Source organism: Mesorhizobium sp. P3_A8 (assembly GCF_056402995.1).
This window is the reverse complement of the sequence record NZ_JBFUGI010000002.1, coordinates 210528-230333: the sequence shown is the minus strand read 5'-3', so window position 1 is coordinate 230333 and position 19806 is coordinate 210528. Positions and strand designations below refer to the sequence as shown.

The following is a 19806-nucleotide window of genomic DNA, read 5'->3' as shown; positions in this document are numbered from 1 at the left end:
TTTGCGGATGCCGATGATGGGAGGCCTGCTGGCCGACCGGTGGCATCTCCGCGCCAACACCTCAGGAGTGTGCCATGCAAGTGCAAACCATGGCGGCCAAAAAGCTGTCTCAGGCCGCACCACCAGCCGATGCCGCGATTGCCATCGACGATGTGACGCTGCGCTTCGTCACGCCGGACGGCCACATGATGACGGCCATACGGGATTTCACCATGACCGTGGCGCGCGGCGAGTTCGCTTGCGTCGTCGGGCCGACCGGCTGCGGCAAGTCGACGACGCTCAATCTGGTCACCGGCCTACTGCGACCGACGACCGGCAATGTCCGCGTCATGGGCAATCCGGTCACCGACATCAGCCGCGACATCGGCTTCGTCTTCCAGGCCGATGCGCTGTTCCCGTGGCGCAGCGTCCTCGACAATGTCGCCGCCGGTCCGCTCTATCGTGGCACACCGAAGGCGCAAGCCTATGAGCGGGCGCGCGACTGGATCACCCGCGTCGGCCTCGGCCGCTTCGAAAAGCATTATCCGCACCAGCTTTCGGGCGGCATGCGCAAGCGCGTCGCGCTGGCGCAGACCTTCATCAACCAGCCCAAAATCCTGTTGATGGACGAGCCGTTCAGCGCGCTCGACATGCAGACGCGCACCGCCATGCAGGACGAGTTGCTGGATCTCTGGTCGGAACAGAAATCCTCCGTCGTCTTCGTCACCCACGACCTCGAGGAAGCGGTGGCGCTTGCCGACAAGGTCTATGTGCTGACCGCCGGGCCGGGCACGGTGAAGAGCGTCTATCGCATCGACCTGCCGCGCCCGCGTGTCATGGCCGACATCCGCTACGACCCGAAATTCATCGAGATCGCCAAAGTGATCTGGAGCGATCTGCGCGAGGAAGTGCAGCTCGGCCAGAGCCGTGGCCTGCAGACCGGGCATTAGAGCGGGTCGCCGACCCGCCCTAATGATTTTGTTTTTCGCAATTCCGGACGGAAAACCGTTTGGCACTTTTCCTGGAATTGCTCTGAGAGGAGACCAGCCGTGACCGCAATCTCTCCGGCCGCAAATCAGGCCGCCGTCCGCGATGTTTCAATCGCCGTTGCCGAAGCCCGGGCGAGGGCGCGGCTGCGCCGTCGTCATGCGCTGGTCATCGGGTTGCGCCTTGCTATCCTGGTCGTCTTCCTCGGCCTGTGGGAACTCGGCGCCGATTACAACATCATCGACCCATTCTTCTTCGCCAGCCCCTCCGGCATCTGGGACCAGATCTGGGTGTGGGTCACCGAGGGCACGTCGCAAGGGTCGCTCTGGGTGCAGATGTATGTGACGCTGGAGGAAACCTTCCTCGGCTTCGTCATCGGTGCCGTTGGCGGCATCGCCGCCGGCATCATCCTCGGCCGCAACCGGCTGCTGGCCGATGTCTTCTCGATCTACATCAAGATCGCCAATTCGGTGCCGCGCGTCGTGCTCGGCTCGGTGTTCATCATCGCGCTCGGCCTCGGCATGGCCTCCAAGGTGGCGCTTGCTGTGGTGATGGTGTTCTTCGTCGTCTTCGCCAACGCCTTCCAGGGCGTGCGCGAGGCCGACAGGGCGATGATCGCCAACGCCCAGATACTCGGCGCTTCGCCGTTCCAGATCACCACCTCGGTGATCATCCCCTCGGCGATGAGCTGGATCCTGGCCAGCCTGCATGTCAGCTTCGGCTTCGCTTTGGTCGGTGCGGTGGTCGGAGAATTCCTCGGCGCCAAGCAAGGCATGGGCCTGCTGATCTCGACCGCCCAAGGCGCCTTCAACGCCAATGGCGTGTTCGCCGCCATGATCATCCTGGCTGTCATGGCGCTGGTGGTGGAGTTCATCATCACCCGCTTCGAGAACTACGTCGTCAAGTGGCGGCCGGCGCCGTTCAACGAGCAGGGGGCTTGATCAATCAAGCCAGGGGCAAGCGCACCTCGACCACCAGGCCGCCGGCCGCGCCATCCCCAAGGGTGACGCGGCCGCCGGCATTTTCGACGACCTCGCGCACGATGGCGAGCCCCAGCCCGCTGCCTTCCTCGGTCGAACCGGCGATGCGGTAGAAGCGCTCGAACACATGGTCTCGCTCGTCCACCGGAATGCCAGGCCCGTCGTCGGCGACCGTCAGCGCGGCTTCGCCGTCAACGGCCGCCAGTGTCACCGTGACACTGCCGCGATCCTTGGAGTAACGCAGCGCGTTGTCGACAAGATTGACGATCATCTCGCGCAGCATGGTGCCGTCGCCGATGACCGGCACAGGGCCGGTCTCTTCGAGGCCGAGATCGATGTTGCGGGCGATCGCCGCCGGTGCCTGCGTTTCCAGCACGTGCCGGGCGGCCTCGGTCAGGTCGATATGGTCGGCGCGCGGCCGCCGGCTGCCCGGCTCGGCGCGTGACAGGGTGAGCAACTGTTCGGCCAGGCGCGCCAGCTTGCCGGAGCTTGTCTGCAGCGCCACCAGCGCTTCCTGGCGTGCGTCGGGGACAGTTTCGCGAAGCGCGTAGCTTGCCTGCGTCGACAGCAACGCCAGCGGTGTCCGCAACTGGTGCGCGGCATTGGCGATGAAGCGGCGCTGAGCCGCCATCTGCGCCCGCACACGCTCCATATAGACGTTCAGTGCGTCGATCAGCGGCCGGATCTCGCTTTGCGCCCCTGGCACTTCGACCGGATCGAGGTCGCTGCGGCTCGGCGAACGCACCGCATCGCGCAGCTTGATCAGCGGCGCGAGACCCCGGCGCAGGCCGAGCAATACGAACACGCCGGCAATCGCCACCAACGCCAGCTGTTGGGCAAAGGCGCTGAACCACAGCCGCTTCACCATGGCGTCATGGCCGGCAAGGGTTATGCCCACGGTGACCGATATCGGTGAATCGCTGCCGGCGCCGATCACCGCATGGCTGAGGGTCAGCAGCCGTAGCGGATGGTCGCGGTAGCTGGCCTCGGCGCTGGCGTGCTGCGGCGCTTCTGGGAGGTCGGGATAACCAGTCAGCAATCGCCCGCCGGCAGTCTCGACGCGGTAGTAAACGCTGTCGCGATCGCCGGTGTCGAACATCTCGATCGAAGCCGGAGGTACGGTGGCATCGAGCACGCCATCGACCATCGCGACCTGCTCGGCAATCGCGCGCGCCGATCCCACCAGCATGCGGTCGGTGACAAGATCGGCGGTCGCCAACGCATTGCGCTGACTGGTCCACAGATTGATGGTGGCCAGCCCGACGAGCGGCAACACAACCCAGGCCAGAAGCTGCAGCCGGAGGCTGTTAATCCTCATGGCGCCGGATCTTCATGCCGCAGCAGGTAGCCGAGGCCGCGCAAGGTGGCGATCTGGACCCGCGACCCTTCGAGCTTCTTGCGCACGCGGTGCACATAGATCTCGATGGCACTGGGGTCGGCATCGGTCTCGAAATCGTAGATCGCCGCCGACAATGCCGCCTTGCTCACCGTGCGCCCGGCCTTGACCATCAATTGCTCCAGCACCGCATGTTCGCGCGGTGTCAGCGCCAGTGTCTCGCCGGCCAGCGAAAACAGTCGTGTGTTGGTGTCGAAGACGAGATCGCCGCAGGCAACGACAGGGGCGGTCCGGTCATTGGCACGGCGCAGCTGCACACGGATGCGCGCCTCAAGCTCCTCGATCTGGAACGGCTTGGCCAGATAGTCGTCGGCGCCTTCATTGAGGCCCTTGACCCGGCCGTCGAGGCTGGCATTGGCGGTCAGCACGATCACCGGCACTGCATTGCCGCGTGCCCGCAGCATGCGCAGCACCTCCATCCCACCCATGCGCGGCAGCGCCAGGTCGAGGATGACGAGCGCATGATCGCCGGCGGCCAGCGCGTGCTCGACATCCTCGCCGTCATGGACAATGTCGACCACATAATTCGCCTGGCGCAGGGTCTTGCCCAGCCAGTCGGCCAGTTCACGATTGTCCTCAACAAGCAGCAGTCGCATATCTAGTCCGGATCTCATCCGCCAGCGGGTCGTCTTGGGCCTGATCGGCCATGCACCCCTGATCTCTTCTGAATGAGCGACAGGATCGATCTCAACGCAAGACAAATGCGCTCTTGGCCACAGCTGGCAACAGACCCTTGCAGGTTCAAGCCGGTCTATTTTCACCCACAAATCGAACCGAACGGTTCGGTTCTGATTGACAGTTTGTATCGCAAACAGTGAACAATGGCCTCCAAAAGCACTCCGGTTTCGTTGGAAGCATTAGGCTCAATAGGCTGAAATCATTACATAAATCGCGATAAAATTGCTGCAATGCAATATGCATTGTCTATAATATAAGAAAATTCTGCAAAGCCGACGCTGCTGGTAATCCGAAAAAGCATTCCCTACTTCGGGGTGGTCCGAGCGACGCGAATTCCCCACAGAGGGCACGCCACTAGACGGACAGGACAAGGGAATACTGGAGTACTTAAAATGACCAAGATCGCTCTTACCGCCGCCGCCATCCTCGTAGCCACGGGCACCGCCTTTGCTGGTAGCGACAACTATGGTTCGGCCAACGTCAATCAGCCCGCCGCCACTGTCGACCATTCGGTCACCGCTTCGATTTCGAAGTCGACCGCTGCGTCCGTCCAGGCCCCGCAGGGCGCTGACCGCGATCTGGCCGGCAATCGCTAATCGCGTTTCCCGAACCAGTCGCAACCAACCTTGAATTCAGGAGTACTTAAAATGACCAAGATCGCACTCACCGCCGCCGCCATCCTCATTGCCACGGGCACCGCTTTTGCCGGCAGCGACAACTTTGGCTCCAACAACATCAACCAGCCTGCCGCCACTGTCGACCATTCGGTCACCGCTTCGACCTCGAAGTCGACCGCAACGGTCCAGGTCCAGGCCCCGCAGGGCGCTGACCGCGATCTGGCCGGCAATCGCTAACCGCGCTTCCCGAACCAGTCGCAACCAACCTGCAAATCAGGAGTACTTAAAATGACCAAGATCGCACTCACCGCCGCCGCCATCCTCGTTGCCACGGGCACCGCTTTTGCCGGTAGCGACAACTACGGCTCCAACAACGTCAACCAGCCGGTTGCCAGCCAGTCCTCCAACATCGACACCACGCATACCGGTTCGATCGCAAAGTCCGTAAAGGTACAGGGTGACGCCAATGCCAACGTGCCGGCTCAGTCGGGCCAGGGCATCTGGGGCCATTAATTCCTTCAATCCCCGGAAGACGACAAAGAGCGGTGGGCTTGGCCCGCCGCTCTTGTTTTTTGCCTACGACAACAGTCGGCGGACAATGCGTCAGCTGGATGCAGGTGGGATCAGTTGTGGGGTCAGTCACCCCTTGAACCACGCCTTCGTCTCAGCAGGATTGCAGCCCGCGCTTTTTCAGAACTTGACGCTGAGGTTCGCCTTGGCGCCGTTGTCGGTGGCGCCACCGCCGAACTGGCCGGAATAGGACAGGCCAAGCGTCGCATTGGCCGCCATCTTGAGGTCGAAGCCAGYCTCGACAACGGCGGCGTCACGGGCGATCGGCACGCCGGCGATGGTGAAGGCGTCGCCGCCGGCAAAGGCCAAGGTCGAGGTCGGTGTGACATCGCCGAAGGCATGGCGCCAGCTGAGCATGCCGCGCGCGGTGGCGTCGATGCCGCCAAGCGCGAAATCGGTCGAGCCGCGCAGGCCGAGCGTGGTGAAGGTGGCGTTTGTGTTCGATGCGGCGCTGGTCAGTGCGGCCTCACCGCCGGTTTCGCTGAACCCGTCGGTCCTTACATTGACATAGGCGAGATTGGCGAAGGGCTCGAAGGCGAACTTGTTCGCTTCGATCTTGTAGGCCAATTCGCCGAAGGCCTGCGCTGTACCGGCGTCGTAATCGGCCGACAAATCATCGGCAAAACCGTGGAAGGCGATGGCGCGGCTGGTCGAGATGCGGCTCCAGCTGTAGGCCGCGCCGCCGCGGAAGGCGATGGCGCCCCAATTGGTGCCGCCATAGAGGCCAAGATGGTAGTTGTCGCTGGAACCGGCGGAGTTGCGGTCGTCGACATTGAAGGACGAATGGCTGTAGCCGGCGAGCACACCGACACGCCAGCCGCCCGCCAGCGTGTCGGCGCCCGCCAGCAGGCCTCCGGTGGAGCGATCGAAGGCGGCGGCGTTGCCGTCGCTGTCCTTATTGCCCCATGAACCAAAGGCCTGTCCCCAAACAGCAAAACGGTCGGTGTCGGCGGTGACCATTTCCGGCCCACCATCGCCATAGGCCATGACGGGCAGGGGGACCGCACCCGCATCGCCGAAGGCGGCATCGATGCGGCTGGTGGCGGCGTCGCGGACGAAGTGGCTGTCATCGAGCAGCATGCCTTTGGTCGAGGCATGGACCTCGCCGGACAGCTGGTCGAAGGCGGCTTGCGCGGCAGCCACCGTCGGCAGCACCTCGATCGCGTCATAGACGATGCTGCCGCTGCCCAGGCTCTCGGCTCCAGCGCCGGTGGCGATCTGGTTTGGCGTCGCGCCGACCGAGGCGAAGCTGGTGCTGCTGCGGGCGACGTCGAGATAGACGTTCTTGGGATCGTAGGTGAGGTCGTAACTGAGAAAGGGGGTTCCGCTGACCCCGGCGAAGCTGCCGAAGACGCCCATGTCGGCAGTCAGGATGGTATACTGCGTGGTTGCGCCATAGGGACCGACAGCGGGCAGCACTTGCACTGTGCCGCCGATCAGAAGCGCTGTTCCCGAGGCGATGATCTGGTCGGAGGAATCGGCCGGGTTCAGCTGGACCTGGTAGGTCGAGCCCGATACAAAGGCGACATTGCCTGCCACATGCAGCGTGCCGATGGAATTGCCCGGGGCGACGATGCCGCCGGACTCAGCGTCAATGCCGCCGACGACGCCATTGCCGCCGATGATACCGCCGCCCGACGCTATCACCAGCGCGCCAGGCAGCAAGCCGTTCACCGCCAGTCTGCCGCCGGTGACGTTGACGTCGCCGGAGAAGCCGGTGGAATCGGTGTTCAACTCAGTGTTGCCGGCGATCTGGTTGATCGTGGCTGGACCGATGATCTTCGGTGCGAAAATGTAATCGCTGCTGGTGTGGTTAAAGTTGATCGTGCCGGTGCCTGCGCCGAACTGGATGGATGCGGTGTCGAGCGTGCCGGGTGCCACGGCCGCACTGCCGGCCGCCGCGCCGATGTTGATCGTGCCGGTCGAGCCGGCCGCAAGGGCGGCCAGCAGATTGCCGTCGACGGTGACGGTTCCGCCATTCGAAATCGTCAGCGTTCCCGTGCCAAAGGACCCGAGATACATATCGCCTGTGTTCGTCCACTTGGAATTGGCGCCGTCCACCGTCGCATTGGCGGTGCCGAAGCCGCCAAGCGCGGCGAGGGCATCGCTCACCGCGCCGCCGTCGAGGATATCAAGCGTGCCGTTGCCGCCAGTGCCGATGCCAATATTGCCGCTCATGGTCCAGGTCGAATTGGCGCCTTCGACGGTCACCGTGCCGGTTGACTTGGGCAAATAGGCGATTTCACCACCCTGGCTGGTGACCGTGCCGCCGTCGTCGACCGTCAGGAAGCCGGTTCCGGTGTCGCTGCTATTGGTGGCGTCGCCGCCGACGAGAATGGTGCCTGTGTTCGTCCAGGTCGAGCCGGCTCCGGTGACGAGCGCTGTCCCCGTGCTGCCGGCTGCGCTGCCGAGATAGGCATTCAAGTCTGAAACCGTGCCGCCATTCTTGATCGTCAGTGTGCCGTTGCCCCCGCCACCGACGACAAGATCCTGAGTGTTGTTCCATGTGGAATTGGCGCCGTCGACCGTCACGTCACCGGTGGATCCGGCGCTGACGGCGACATCGCCGAAGAAACTTGAGACCGACCCGCCGTTCGAAATCTTCAGCGTTCCGGTGCCTCTATTGCCCACGGTCAACGAAGCGGTAGTGAATGTCGATCCGGTATCCTCGACAGTGAGCGTGCCGGACGAGGTTGCGAGACCATCACCCAGGACGGTTGCTGCCGCCGAGGCAGCGCCGCCATTGCTGATCGTGAGCGAGCCTGAGCCGCCGCCGCCGATCGTCAGCGCATAGGCGGTTTGCAGGGACGAACCGGCGCCATCGACCATGGCGGTAGCGCTGCCGACGCCTCCGCCGATTGTGGTCTGTCCGTTGCTGGTGGCAGTTCCACCGTTGGTGATCGACAAGGCCCCGGTCAGGCCGGTGCTTAAGCCGCCGCCATTGACGATCAATGAGTTTTGCGCCGTCAGGGTGGAACCCGTGCCATCGACATCAATGGTGCCGTTGGAAAAGCCGCCGGCAATCACGGTAGAGGCGTTAACTGCTGCGCCATCGGCTATTTTCAATGTCCCATCGGCCCCAAAGCCCACAAGAACAGTGCCCGAGGCGGAGGTCACCAGCGAGCCTGCACCGGTGACCAGTACCGAGCTGGCCTCTGAATTTGATATATTAGAGGTGCCAACATATAGCCCGCCTGCTGTTGTAAGCGTGCCGCCGCCGGAAATCGTCAGCTCACCCGCACTCGATTGATAACCAACCTCCGTAAGCCCACTGACGGCGTTGCCGCCGTTGATGACCGTCGGATTAGGCGTCGTCGTCGCTATGGTTACAGTGTCGCTGGACGTCGGCGCGGCATTCCCGCTCCAGTTCGAACCGGCGAACCAGTCGGTGGAGGCCGTGCCCGTCCATGTCTCGTCCGCGTTCGCCAGGGACATAGGCAGCCCCGCGATGGCGGTGCCGGCGAGCAGCAGCGCGGCCAGTCTCGTAGCGCGGTGTGTTGGACAGCGTTTGGCGCGGGATGGGATCATGATCGGAACTTTCAGAAGATTTCAGGAAGCGCGTTTATCGAAGCGCCGCCCGTCGGCGGCGCTGTGTCTGCTCAGAACTTGACGCTTAGACTTGCCTTGGCGCCGTTGTCGGTGGCGCCGCCGCCGAACTGGCCGGAATAGGACAGGCCAAGCGTTGCAGTGGCCGTCATCTTAAGGTCGAGCCCGGCCTCGACAATGGCGGCATCACGGGCGATCGGCACCCCGGCGATGGTGAAGGTATCGCTGCCGGCAAAGGCGAGGGTCGAGGTCGGCGTGACATCGCCGAAGGCATGGCGCCAGCCGAGCATGCCGCGCGCCGTGGCGTCGATGCCGCCAAGCGCGAAATCGGTCGAGCCGCGCAGGCCGAGCGTGGTGAAGGTGGCGTCGGTGTTCGACCCGGCGCTGGTCAGCGCCGCCGCGCCGCCTGTCTCGCTGAACCCGTCGGTTCTCACATTGACATAAGCGAGATTGGCGAACGGCTCGAAGGAGAATTTGTTCGCATCGATCTTGTAGGCGAGTTCGCCAAAGGCCTGCGCTGTGCCGGCATCGTAATCGGCCGACAGTGCCTCATCCAAACCGTTGAAGGCAACCGCGCGGCTGGTCGCGATGCGGCTCCAGCTGTAGGCGGCACCGCCGCGGAAGGCGATGGCGCCCCAATTGGTGCCGCCATAGAGGCCAACATCATAATTGTCGCTGGAACCGGCGGAGTTGCGCGCGTCGACATTGAAAGACGAATGGCTGTAGCCGCCAAGCAGGCCGACACGCCAGTCACCCACCAGCGTGTCGGCGCCCGCCAGCAGGCCGCCTGTGGAGCGATCAAAGGCCGCGGCGTTGCCGTCGCTGTTCGTATTGCCCCATGAACCGAAGGCCTGTCCCCAAACGGCAAAACGGTCGGTGTCGGCGGCAACGATTTCGGGGCCGCCGTCGCCATAGGCCAGAACCGGCAGTGCCGCTGCACCGGCGTCGCCGAAGGCAGCATCGATGCGGCTGGTGGCGGCATCACGGATGAAGTGGCTGTCGTCGAGCAGCATGCCCTTGGTTGAGGCATGGATCTCGCCGGACAACTGGTCGAAGGCATCTTGCGCGGCGGCCACCGTCGGCGACACCACGAGCGCGTCATAGACGATGCTGCTGCCGCCCAGGCTTTCGGCGGCGGCGGCGATAGCGATCTGGTTGGGCGCCGTTACAACCGAGGCGAAGCTGGCGCTGCTGCGGTAGACGTCGAGATAGACATTGTTCGTGTCGTGGGTCAGGTCATAGATGAGGAAGGGCGTCGCGGTCACCCCGCTGACGTTGGCAAAGCTGCCGGAAAGACCGGTGTCGGCGGTCAGGATCGTATACTGGGTGTTCGCGCCATAAGCGCCAGGAGCAGCTAGAACCTGCACGGTGCCGCCGCTCAGGATTGCCTCTTTCGTGGAGTGGATCAGGTCGGAGGCGCCGTTTGCGTTCACCTGGACCTCATAGATCGAGCCCGATCCAAAGGCGACATTGCCAGCCACATGGAGCGTGCCGATGCCATCGCCATTGCCTGGCGCGACGATGCCGCCGGTTTCAGCGTCAATGCCGCCGACAGTGCCGATACCGCCGAGAACGCCGATGCCGCCGAGGATACCGCCGCCTGACACGGCTGCCAGTCCATTTGGCAGCGAGCCGTCCACCACCAGCCGGCCGCCAGTGACATTCAGCCTGCCGGTGAAACCGATGGAATCCACGGCCAGGTCGGTGGTGCCGGCGATCTGGTTGATCGTGCCGGAACCGCTGATCTGGGGTACAAAAATGTAGCTGCTGCTGGTGTGGTTGAAGTTGATCGTGCCGGCGCCGCTTCCGAACTGGATCGTTGCGGCATCGAGCAGGCCAGGCGCCACGGCCGCATCGCCCTTCGCCGCGCCAATGTTGAGCGTGCCTGTCGAACCGGTATTATCTGCCAGGTAAAGATCGCCGCCCACCGACATGGTGCCGAGGCTTGAGAGGGTAAGCGTTCCCTTCGAATCGCCGTCGTATCCCACATATAGATTCCCCGTCGATGTCACCGCGCCGCCGTTTGAGATGGCAAGTGTGCCCGAGCTGCCACCGCCGGCACCGATCAAAAGATCGCTCGTGTTCTTCCAGCTTGAGTTGATGCCGTCGACCGTGACAGTGCCAATCCCGTCACCGAAGCCGACAATGCCGACCTTATCGGTAACCGTACCTCCGGCGGCGATTGCTAGCGTGCCGTTGCCGTCGAATCCGACTATAAGATCGCCTGTATTGGTGAGGCTCGATCCGGCGCCGGTGACCGTCACCTTGCCGGTGGTGCCAGTCGTATAGCCGATCGCGGTGTCCTCGTTGGCAACCGTGCCGCCTTTCTCGATCGTCAGGACGCCCGTCCCGGTATCGGCGCTGTTGCCGTCGCCGCCGACGTAAAGGGAGAAGGTGTTCTTCCAGTTGGAGCCGGTACCTGTGACGAGGACAGTGCCAGTGCTGTGGGGTGCTATTCCGACATAGGCGTTCTGGTCGAGAACCGTGCCGCCGTTCGAAATTGTCAGCGTGCCGGTACCGGTGTTGCCCACGTCCAATACACTGGTCGTGAGGTTCGACTGGGCATCCTTGACCGTCAGTGTGCCGGACGAGCCCGAGGCATCGCCGAGCACGGCTATTGCCGCCGAGGCGACACCTCCATTGCTGATCGTGAGCGAACCCGAGCCGCCAAAGGCGCCGATTGCCAGTTTATTGGTGGTTTGCAAGGACGAACCGGCGCCATCGACCGTTGCAGTGGCGCTGCCAGCGCCTTCGCCGATAGTGGTCTGGTCGAGGCTGATGGCAGTTGCGCCATTGGTGACCGACAAGATCCCGGCCAGACCGGTGCTGGGGCCATTGTTGACCACCAGAGCACTTTGCGCCGTCAGGGTGGAGCCGGCACCTTCGACATCGATGGTGCCGTTGGAGGTGGCGCCGGCCATTACGGTCAATGCGCCGACCGCGCCGCCACTGGCTATCGTCAGCGTCCCGTCGGACCCGGTACCCACCATGACAACCATGGCGGTTGCCTGGGAGCCTGCTCCGGTGACAAGTACCGAGCCAGCGCCGGTGTTTGGCGCAGTGGTATCGCCGACAAGCAGGTTGTCCGTGGTTGTAAGCGCGCCGTCGCCAGAGATCGTGAGCTGACCCGCGCCGGAGTCGGAACCAACCTTCGTATTTAGACTAAAGGCGTCGCCGCTGTTGATGACCGTCGCATTTGGTGTCGTCGTCGCAATGGTGGCAGTGTCACCGGACGTCGGAGCCGCGTTGTTGCTCCAGTTCGAAGCGGTGAACCAGTTGGTGGAGGTCGTACCCGTCCATGTCTCGTCCGCGTTCGCCTGAAGTATCGGCAGTGCCGAGATAGCGGTGCCGGCGAGCAGCAGCGCGGCGAACCTGGCCGAGCGGGGACTCAATGTCGCGCGTGATGCGATCATGATTTCGAACTTTCAGAAGGGTTTTTGTGAAACGCGCTTGTCGAGGCGCTGTCTGCCGGGAGAGCCACCGTACTCATGGAACGCGACGCATGAAGGTCGCCGAGCCTCGACCCGCGGCGGCCAGGGATAGTTTTGAGATGCATGCAAGGATCATCGAGAGCCCAAATCAGCGGTGAAGCTCTGGAAGATTACCGGGGCGCGGCGCAGCAGCGCTTGGGCTGGGCGGCGCGGCGGCTAGGGCTGCGCGGCACGAAACGCGGACGGGGCAGCAATGTTGCCGTTCTGCAACGGCCGCACCGCGACGACCGGTCCTGTTCCAGTCATGCTAGTGAAATCGCAGTGTCGCGAAGGCCCAGAAAAATATGGCGCTGCCGACCCCGAAAATCAGCGCGAAGATCAGCGGCGCCAGAGCGCCATCCCTGTTCTCCGGTTGAAGGACGGCGACCTCGGGATTGGCCGGGTCGTAGTAGACATCCACTTCGGCACCGGTGGGATATTCCGCGACCACGGCTTCGGCGTCCTGCGCGAACCCATACAAGGGCACCCATCCAAGGGTTATTGCTGCGGCCACAAAGCCGCCTTGACCGACACGGTAGGCATACAGGATGTCGGCGCGGTATTTTTTCGTCGTGCGGTCGATCGTGCTCCCGCTGTCTTTCGGGTCGCGCTCATGGACCGTCGTGACGACGGCGGAAACGATCTTGCCCGCTGCCTTGGGCCAATTGCGACTTGCTACGATGGCCCGCCGCAGCCGCAGATATGAGAGAAGACCGCCGACCGCCATGGCAAAGCCGGCAAGCGGCAGGAGGAAGCCGAACAGCGGCATCCCGCGCGGGGTCGATGGATTGTATCCAAGCCATGCCAGCGGCAGCAGGCCGAGCTCGATCGCGCAAAAGACAACCAGAAAAAGCACCAACGCCGTCATCTCCGTGGATTTGCCTTGGCCGCGCGGCTCCAGCAGGGCCAAGTTCGGCCTGGCCGGATCATAGAAAACCGGCACCGACGCGCCGACGGGATAGCGCGCCGACAGTCTTTGCGCCGCCGGGGTCAGCATGACTGCTTTCTTGCCCCAGCCTATCCTGTCACTCCTGTAGGTCTTGGCGTTGACCGCATAGGAATAGCCGATCGAGACACTGGATCGCGCGTCACCCGTCTCGCGATCGACAGAATAGGGGTAGACATCGGATGCGATGATTGTCCCCTTGGTCGACGGCCAGTTCCGGCCGTTGGCAGCCTTGCGGCGAAAACGCCAAAGCCCGACGCTTTGATTGACGATCAACAGCGCGAGGATGCCCGCGGCAATCCGTGCCCAAAACAAATGTTGTAGCGAGATCATCATCGGGAACCCAAACAGTGATAGGTGCGGGACAATAGCGGGCAGAACCGGGATGGTGCTTGGGCTGGACGGCGCGGCGGCTTGGGCTGTGCGGTACCAAGCGCGGACAGGACTGCCTGTCGTCAGGGTGTGTCACTCGCGCCCCTGCCACAGCGGCCGGTGCGTATATCGGACGGCGTGACACCGTAGCGGCGGCGAAACGCGAGATTGAAATAGGACAGATCGCCGAACCCCGCTTCGAAGGCGATCGTGCTGATCATGTAGCCGGCGAAGCGGATGTCTTCGAGGCAACGATGCGCACGTGCCAGCCGCTGGTTCAGCACGAAGTCGGTGAATGTAGTCTGATCGCTATCGAACAATGCCCTGATGTAGCGTGGCGAAATGCCGTGGCGCGCCGCCAGCCTGTCGATCGACAGGTCGCGCCGGGTCAGATTGGCAAGGATATCAGCCTTAAGGGCTTGCAGCCGTGCGACGCGGATGCCTCGCCCCCTGGCGAGATGGGTGGCATCGCGGTTGGCGCCAAGTGCCAGCACCATCAGATCCTGGACATGCACGCTGCACGCCGCCTCGAGGTCCGGCGACATGGTGCCGATCTCTGCTTGCAGGACCCGGACATAGCCGATCAGGAGCCGCATCGCGTCGTTGTCACATGCAATGGCTTGCATCAACGCATCGTCGAGATTGGCCAGGGTTCGCGACAGCACAGTCCGGGGTACGGCGAGCGTGAGCAGACCCTCGATAGGTTCGTTGTGGAAGCAGCCGCCGGGCACGGCGTTCGACCACAGCAGAGCCTCGCCGGCGCTGAGTTCGACCTCCTTGTTGCCCTGATGGAACAGGACATCTCCTTTCGAAATGACGAGAACGAGATCGTCGCTGCTGTCGGACGCCAGAGCCTTGGTCCGCGTTACCTTGGCCGGAGAACTGGAAAACGATGCGATGGCCAGGTTCGGCAGCGCCTGGATATGGCCTTCGATGCGCAACGGCCCGTCGCCGACCGGCTCCATATCCAGTTTGACGATGTTGCGGCCAAAGGCTTCGCGCCAGATTGGCAGCCGATCACGCTCAGGCAATTCATCGGTCGAAAACCGGAACGACGTCTCTTCTCCTTGCACGACAGCTCCGCGGCCACGTCTTGAAACAGCAGAGACAAGCTACAGGGGAGAGGCCGGCGGCTGCTTGGGCTGGGTGACGCGCTGACTTGGGCTGTGAGGAACCGAGGCAGGCTGTGAGGAACTCAAGGAATGCCCCCCACGACACCGAGCGGTTGGCGCAATCGGCAGCGCGGGGCGTTGTCGGACGCTCTACCAGCCACCCTTGAGCCGGGCGGCGCCGCGAATTTCGGACGGCGTCGCGCCATAGCACCGGCGGAACGCAAGATTGAAGTAGGACAAGTCTCCAAACCCCGCCTCGAAAGCGATGGTGCTGATCATGTAGCCGGAAAACCTGACGTCTTCGAGGCAGCGATGCGCGCGTGCGAGGCGCTGGCTCAGCACGAAATCGGTGAACGTGGTCTGGTCGCTGTCGAACAACGACCTGATGTAGCGTGGCGAAATGCCGTGCCGCGCCGCCAGCCTGTCGATCGACAGATCCCGCTCGGTCAAATTGGCAACGATGTCGGCCTTGAGGGCTTGCAGCCGCGCCACGCGAACACCGCGTGCCCTGGCGAGATGGGCGGCATCGCGGTTGGCGCCAAGCGCCAGCACCATGAGGTCCTGCATGTGCGCGCTGCTTGCCGATTTGAGTTCCGGCGACATGTCGGCGATCTCGGCCTGCAGTATCTTGATATAGCTGGTCAGAAGCCGCGTTGCCTCGTTGTCGCGCGGTATGCGCTGCATCAGCGCGTCGTCGAGATTGGCCACCGCCTGCGTCAGCGCGGTCCGCGGTATGGCGAGCGTGAGGAGACGGGCGAGCGGCTCGTTGTTCAGGCTCCCGCCGGGCAGGGCGTTCGACCACAAAAGGGCTTCGCCCGCTCTTAGCTCGACCTCCTTCGTGCTCTGACGGAACATGACGTCTCCATCCGTGATGACGAAGACGAGATCGTCATTGCTGTCGGATGCCTGAGCCTTGGTCCGCGTCACCCTGGCCGGACTACTGGAAAGTGAAGCGATGGCGAGGTTGGGCAGCGTATGGATAAGACCTTCGATACGCAGCGGCCCGTCGCCGAACGGCTCCAGATCCAGTTTGACGATGTTGCGGCCATAGGCTTCGCGCCAGATTGGCAGCCGATCGCGTTCAGGCAATTCGTCGGTTGAAAACCGGAAGGACGTCTCAACCCCTTGCACAACAGCTCCGCGACAGGCGCCTCGAAAAAACGAGGCAAGCTATAAGCGAGAGCCGGGCGGTTGCTTGGGCTGGGTGACGTGTCGTTTTGGGCTGTGAGGAACAGCAGGATCAAAACTGCGGCATCTGCTGCTGGTCAGCGGCGCGGCGGCATTGCGCTACCAGCCACCCTCGATCCGTGCCGCGGCGCGTATGTCGGACGGGGTCGCGCCGTAGCGCTGGCGGAAACGGTGATTGAAGTAGGACAAATCTCCAAACCCCGATTCGAAGGCGATGGTGCTGATCAATCGAGCGCCCAGACGAGGGTCGGTCAGGCGTGCATGCGCGCGTGCCAAGCGCTGGTCCAGCACGAAATCGGTAAAGGTCGTTTCGTCGCTCTGGAACAGCGAGCGTATGTAGCGTGGCGACACGCCATGACGTGCGGCGAGGGCATCGATCGACAGCCAACTCGCGGCGACGTTGGCCACGGCGTCCGCCTTGATCGCATGCAGCCTTGCAACCCGCACTCCACGTCCCCTGGCGATCTCCGCGGCATCGCGCGTGGCGCCCAGAGCAAGCGCCACGAGATCGTGGACATGGTCGGCGGCGGCCTGCTGCAGGCTTGGAGAGGACCGCGCCAGTTCGCCCCTGGCGATGTGCAGGTAGGACGTTAGCAGCCGCAGCGCCTGGTTGTCCCTGGATAGCGGCCGAAGAACGCTCGCGTCCGCGTCAGCCAGCTGTGGAGCGAGCCGTTTTCGCGCAAAACGCAAGTTGATGAGTTGCACGCGTGAATGCGCGGTACCGCTCCCCGGTTCGTCATTGGCGGTGACGATAGCCTGGCCGCCGCTGAAGGTCTCTTCCCGCCCTCGTTGCTTAGCCGTTCCCAAACCGCTTTGCATGATGACGAGAACAAGATCATCGCTATCGATCAGTTCGCTGGTAAGCCGATTGCGCATCGCAGAGTGCGATCCGGTGGAGATGCGCAGGCCGGGCAAGGCTTGCAAGGTGACGTCGACATCGAAATCGGTGCCGGGCTCGGGTTCCATTTCGATCCGGAAGAGCCTTCGCCCGAAAATCTCGCGGAAATGGTCCAGGCGTTGCGCGGGCGGCAAGGCGGCAGTGGTAATTCGAAGAGGCTCGACACTCCCGTTCGCCTGCACGTCAAGTCACCTGTGTTGGCGAGCGGCTAGAGGCTCCGACCCGTCTGCTTTGCCACCCTAGGCTGCTGTCTCGTGATGCTGCAACGGCGCAGGCTGCCCGTTCAACATCAAATTGTTGTCATTCAGCGTTCCCGTCGGTCTCCCCTTTATGAATGATCTGCAGAACGATGGGCTGTCCTTGCGACCGTCAACGAGGTCGATTGCGTCATTGAAAGGCTCAAATCAGCGCACTCGTGATAAAACCGAACCGTTCAGTTCGATTTCTGTTGACGCACTGTGCAGGACGGTGTGAACGCTGGCTCAGCAAAGACGTGCTTGTTGCGTCTCGCGGTCTAGCCTAACCATTTGATATCAAAGAAAAAGATTGTGACCGCCGGAGCCTTGCGCTGGATTTCAAGGTCTGGATTCGACCCGCGCTGGAACATCTTCGTGATTGGAAACGGCAGCAGGGCAGACCCATCTCGGGGTGGTCCGAGCGACGCGAAATTCCTCCCAAGGGCACGCCACTAGACGGACAGGACAGATAAATACTGGAGTAAAGAAAATGACCAAGATCGCTCTTACCGCTGCCGCCATCCTCGTTGCCACGGGCACCGCTTTCGCCGGCAGCGACAATTATGGTTCGGCCAACGTCAATCAGTCCGCCGCCGCCACTGTCGACCATTCGGTCACCGCTTCGATCTCGAAGTCGACCGCAACGGTCCAGGTCCAGGCCCCGCAGGGCGCTGACCGCGATCTGGCCGGCAATCGCTAACCGCGCTTCCCGAACCAGTCGCAACCAACCTTCAAATCAGGAGTACTTAAAATGACCAAGATCGCACTCACCGCCGCCGCCATCCTCGTTGCCACGGGCACCGCTTTCGCCGGTAGCGACAACTATGGCTCCAACAACGTCAACCAGCCGGTTGCCAGCCAGTCGTCCTCCAACATCGACACCACGCACACCGGTTCGATCGCCAAGTCGGTAAAGACACAGGGCGACGCCAATGCCAACGTGCCGGCTCAGTCGGGCCAGGGCATCTGGGGCCGTTAATTCCTTCAATCCCCGGAAGACGACAAAGAGCGGTGGGCTTGGCCCGCCGCTCTTGTTTTTTATGCACTCAGGTGTGCCGATCCAAAATCGAACCGATCGGTTCAAGTTATGTTGACGAACCGTGAACGAACGGTCGACGTCCGCTCAGTGAATCGCCGCACCGTGCGTTGGTAGTTATCCTGCAACACAATGATATTGTTCAATAAAATTCTTCGCCATTGATCCCCTGGCCGAAGTTCAAGATGTGGATCCGGGGCGTGATGGCACATCTTCGTGATTGGAAGTCGGCGAACGAAAAACCCACTTCCAGCCTGTCCGAGCGACGCGAAATTCCTCCCAAGGGCACGCCACTAGACGGACAGAACCAGGAATACTGGAGTAAAGAAAATGACCAAGATCGCACTTACCGTTGCCGCCATCCTCGTTGCCACGGGCAGCGCCTTCGCCGGCAGCGACAATTATCACTCGGCTACCGACAATCAGGCTGCAGTCACCGCACCCGCAGGCAATATCGACCACAGCTATACGGCTTCGACCCGCAAGCAGGTCGAGCACCACGGCTTCAAGCTGACGCCCGATTCAAACCAGCCGGAATCCGGCCAGGGCAATTGGGGCAACTAAGACAACGCTCGACAGGTCACGGCATCTAGGCCCCACTGATCTTCGCAGCAGTCCTCGATAACAAAGAGCGGTGGGCTCGGCCCGCCGCTCTTGTTTTTTGCGCAACAGGGCAGGCACCGGCGGGCATCGGTTGGAGCAGCCGGTCGTCGCGCCCCGCAGAGAAAGTTTCCGCCTCCAGGAATAAAACCGGATGGCCTCGGGTCTTGTCCTTAGCGGAACCGTCCTCCCAAGACGCCGCCCAATGAATGAAACAGGAGATTGAAATGAACAAGATCGCTCTCGCTACCGCCGCTATCCTAGTTGCGAGCGGCGGCGCCTTTGCCGGCAGTGACCATTATGGTTCCGACAATGCCAACCAGCCGGTTGCTTCGGTTGCCGGCGTGGATCATGCCGTCACCGGCGCGGTCAAGAACACGGATATGGCCGGGCACAAGGCAGCCTATACCAGGATGAAGACAACTACCGAGTGGCCGGAACCCGGTCAGGGCATCTGGGGCAACTGAGGTCTCGACCGCGGGCTTGCCTGCCGCACCTGTCCGCAGGATTCTAGTTCAGATCCTTCGGGCGCAGGCAATGCGTCAGCCGCCCGGACGACAGGCCGGACCAATCGCCCTCGAAGACAAAGCGCGCAAGAGCCGTCGTCGGAAACTTTTCCTCGAGCCTCTTGCGGGCTTTGGCCTCCGAGCCTGAATCGGCAAGCTGTTTCGCCAGATCTTCCAGGCCCGGATTGTGGCCGACCACCGCCAGGCAGCCGCTCGACAGGTCGGCCAGGCGAATCTGGCTCAGAACATCCGCCGCCGAAGCATCGTAGAGCGCATTGGCAAACACGACCCGAGGCCGCGCCGGCAGTTCCGCGGCGACCAGCCGCCAGGTGTCACAGGTGCGTAGCGCCGACGACACCAGCACCTGGTCCGGCAGCCAGTCGCGCGCCGCAAGCTCCCGCCCCATCAATTTGGCCGCCTTCAATCCGCGTTCCGCGAGCGGCCGATCGAAATCATCGAGATCAGGGTCGTCCCAGCTCGATTTGGCATGGCGAAGCAGAAGCAGCTGTTTCATCGGCTTTGGTCAGGACCAGGGAGACTGGCCAGACGAGTGCGGGCCTTTTGTCTGATCGCCTCTATGTCGAAGGGATCGAATGGGCCGCTTTCCAGTCCTTCCAGCCAAGCTCTGCGCAGCCGGTCTGTTTCGGTCTGGCGCGGAGTCTGATTTAGCGACTCCAAGCTATTCGCCA

At 62.7% G+C, this 19806-nt stretch carries 18 protein-coding genes; 9 read left to right on the top strand and 9 right to left on the bottom strand.

The genetic code is table 11. The annotated features are described in order from the left end of the window. Nucleotides 1-74 precede the first annotated feature (74 nt). Together AC1DX4_RS05230 and AC1DX4_RS05225 are read left to right on the top strand one after the other, a co-directional pair. Nucleotides 75-929 carry an ABC transporter ATP-binding protein gene (locus AC1DX4_RS05230; RefSeq protein ID WP_477219320.1) on the top strand — a complete coding sequence of 285 codons (855 nt, stop codon included), beginning with the start codon at nt 75-77 and terminating at the stop codon, nt 927-929. Between the two features lie 99 nt (nt 930-1028). Beyond that, entirely contained in the window at nt 1029-1907 is an 879-nt protein-coding gene (locus tag AC1DX4_RS05225) for an ABC transporter permease (protein ID WP_477219319.1), read from the top strand. A gap of 4 nt (nt 1908-1911) precedes the next feature. On the opposite strand, the gene AC1DX4_RS05220 is transcribed toward AC1DX4_RS05225, so the two are convergent. Both AC1DX4_RS05220 and AC1DX4_RS05215 read right to left on the bottom strand, forming a co-directional pair. Next, nucleotides 1912-3264, bottom strand: a complete 1353-nt coding sequence (locus AC1DX4_RS05220) for a sensor histidine kinase (protein WP_477219318.1) — start codon at nt 3262-3264, stop codon at nt 1912-1914. After that, complete coding sequence (locus AC1DX4_RS05215; protein WP_477219317.1) at nt 3261-3938, bottom strand: response regulator; 678 nt, start codon at nt 3936-3938, stop codon at nt 3261-3263. Before AC1DX4_RS05215 ends, AC1DX4_RS05220 begins: the two co-directional genes overlap by 4 nt. A gap of 474 nt (nt 3939-4412) precedes the next feature. Between AC1DX4_RS05215 and AC1DX4_RS05210 the strand changes: the two genes are divergently transcribed. The 3 genes from AC1DX4_RS05210 to AC1DX4_RS05200 are packed head-to-tail and all read left to right on the top strand — an operon-like array spanning nt 4413 to nt 5150. Next, nucleotides 4413-4616: a DUF680 domain-containing protein gene (locus AC1DX4_RS05210; protein WP_477219316.1), complete on the top strand. Its 204-nt coding sequence runs from the start codon at nt 4413-4415 to the stop codon at nt 4614-4616. A 51-nt stretch (nt 4617-4667) separates the two neighbouring features. Further along, nucleotides 4668-4874 (top strand): DUF680 domain-containing protein, encoded by a 207-nt coding sequence (locus AC1DX4_RS05205; protein ID WP_477219315.1) that lies wholly within the window; start codon nt 4668-4670, stop codon nt 4872-4874. Nucleotides 4875-4925: 51 nt separating this feature from the next. Continuing rightward, the gene (locus AC1DX4_RS05200; RefSeq protein WP_477219314.1) at nt 4926-5150 is read left to right on the top strand and encodes a DUF680 domain-containing protein; all 225 of its coding nucleotides are present in this window, start codon (nt 4926-4928) and stop codon (nt 5148-5150) included. A gap of 177 nt (nt 5151-5327) precedes the next feature. On the opposite strand, the gene AC1DX4_RS05195 is transcribed toward AC1DX4_RS05200, so the two are convergent. The 6 genes from AC1DX4_RS05195 to AC1DX4_RS05170 form a co-directional block, all read right to left on the bottom strand. After that, nucleotides 5328-8735 carry an autotransporter outer membrane beta-barrel domain-containing protein gene (locus tag AC1DX4_RS05195; RefSeq protein WP_477219313.1) on the bottom strand — a complete coding sequence of 1136 codons (3408 nt, stop codon included), beginning with the start codon at nt 8733-8735 and terminating at the stop codon, nt 5328-5330. 71 nt (nt 8736-8806) lie between these two features. Continuing rightward, the gene (locus AC1DX4_RS05190; protein ID WP_477219312.1) at nt 8807-12166 is read right to left on the bottom strand and encodes an autotransporter outer membrane beta-barrel domain-containing protein; all 3360 of its coding nucleotides are present in this window, start codon (nt 12164-12166) and stop codon (nt 8807-8809) included. 325 nt (nt 12167-12491) lie between these two features. Further along, nucleotides 12492-13502: a DUF3592 domain-containing protein gene (locus tag AC1DX4_RS05185; RefSeq protein ID WP_477219311.1), complete on the bottom strand. Its 1011-nt coding sequence runs from the start codon at nt 13500-13502 to the stop codon at nt 12492-12494. Between the two features lie 122 nt (nt 13503-13624). After that, nucleotides 13625-14614 (bottom strand): AraC family transcriptional regulator, encoded by a 990-nt coding sequence (locus AC1DX4_RS05180; RefSeq protein WP_477219310.1) that lies wholly within the window; start codon nt 14612-14614, stop codon nt 13625-13627. 189 nt (nt 14615-14803) lie between these two features. After that, complete coding sequence (locus AC1DX4_RS05175) at nt 14804-15742, bottom strand: AraC family transcriptional regulator (RefSeq protein WP_477219309.1); 939 nt, start codon at nt 15740-15742, stop codon at nt 14804-14806. A 198-nt stretch (nt 15743-15940) separates the two neighbouring features. After that, nucleotides 15941-16921: an AraC family transcriptional regulator gene (locus tag AC1DX4_RS05170; RefSeq protein ID WP_477219308.1), complete on the bottom strand. Its 981-nt coding sequence runs from the start codon at nt 16919-16921 to the stop codon at nt 15941-15943. Nucleotides 16922-17465: 544 nt separating this feature from the next. On the opposite strand from AC1DX4_RS05170, the gene AC1DX4_RS05165 reads away from it, so the two are divergent. From AC1DX4_RS05165 to AC1DX4_RS05150, 4 genes are all read left to right on the top strand, one after another. Continuing rightward, on the top strand, nt 17466-17675 hold the full coding sequence (locus AC1DX4_RS05165; RefSeq protein WP_477219307.1) for a DUF680 domain-containing protein: 210 nt from the start codon (nt 17466-17468) through the stop codon (nt 17673-17675). A gap of 51 nt (nt 17676-17726) precedes the next feature. Next, complete coding sequence (locus AC1DX4_RS05160) at nt 17727-17954, top strand: DUF680 domain-containing protein (protein ID WP_477219306.1); 228 nt, start codon at nt 17727-17729, stop codon at nt 17952-17954. Between the two features lie 387 nt (nt 17955-18341). Beyond that, nucleotides 18342-18575: a DUF680 domain-containing protein gene (locus tag AC1DX4_RS05155; RefSeq protein WP_477219305.1), complete on the top strand. Its 234-nt coding sequence runs from the start codon at nt 18342-18344 to the stop codon at nt 18573-18575. A gap of 263 nt (nt 18576-18838) precedes the next feature. Further along, on the top strand, nt 18839-19078 hold the full coding sequence (locus AC1DX4_RS05150; RefSeq protein ID WP_477219304.1) for a DUF680 domain-containing protein: 240 nt from the start codon (nt 18839-18841) through the stop codon (nt 19076-19078). A gap of 43 nt (nt 19079-19121) precedes the next feature. Here the strand turns inward: AC1DX4_RS05150 and AC1DX4_RS05145 are convergent, their stop codons facing one another. Beyond that, entirely contained in the window at nt 19122-19631 is a 510-nt protein-coding gene (locus AC1DX4_RS05145; RefSeq protein ID WP_477219303.1) for a SixA phosphatase family protein, read from the bottom strand. Between the last annotated feature and the right edge of the window lie 175 nt (nt 19632-19806).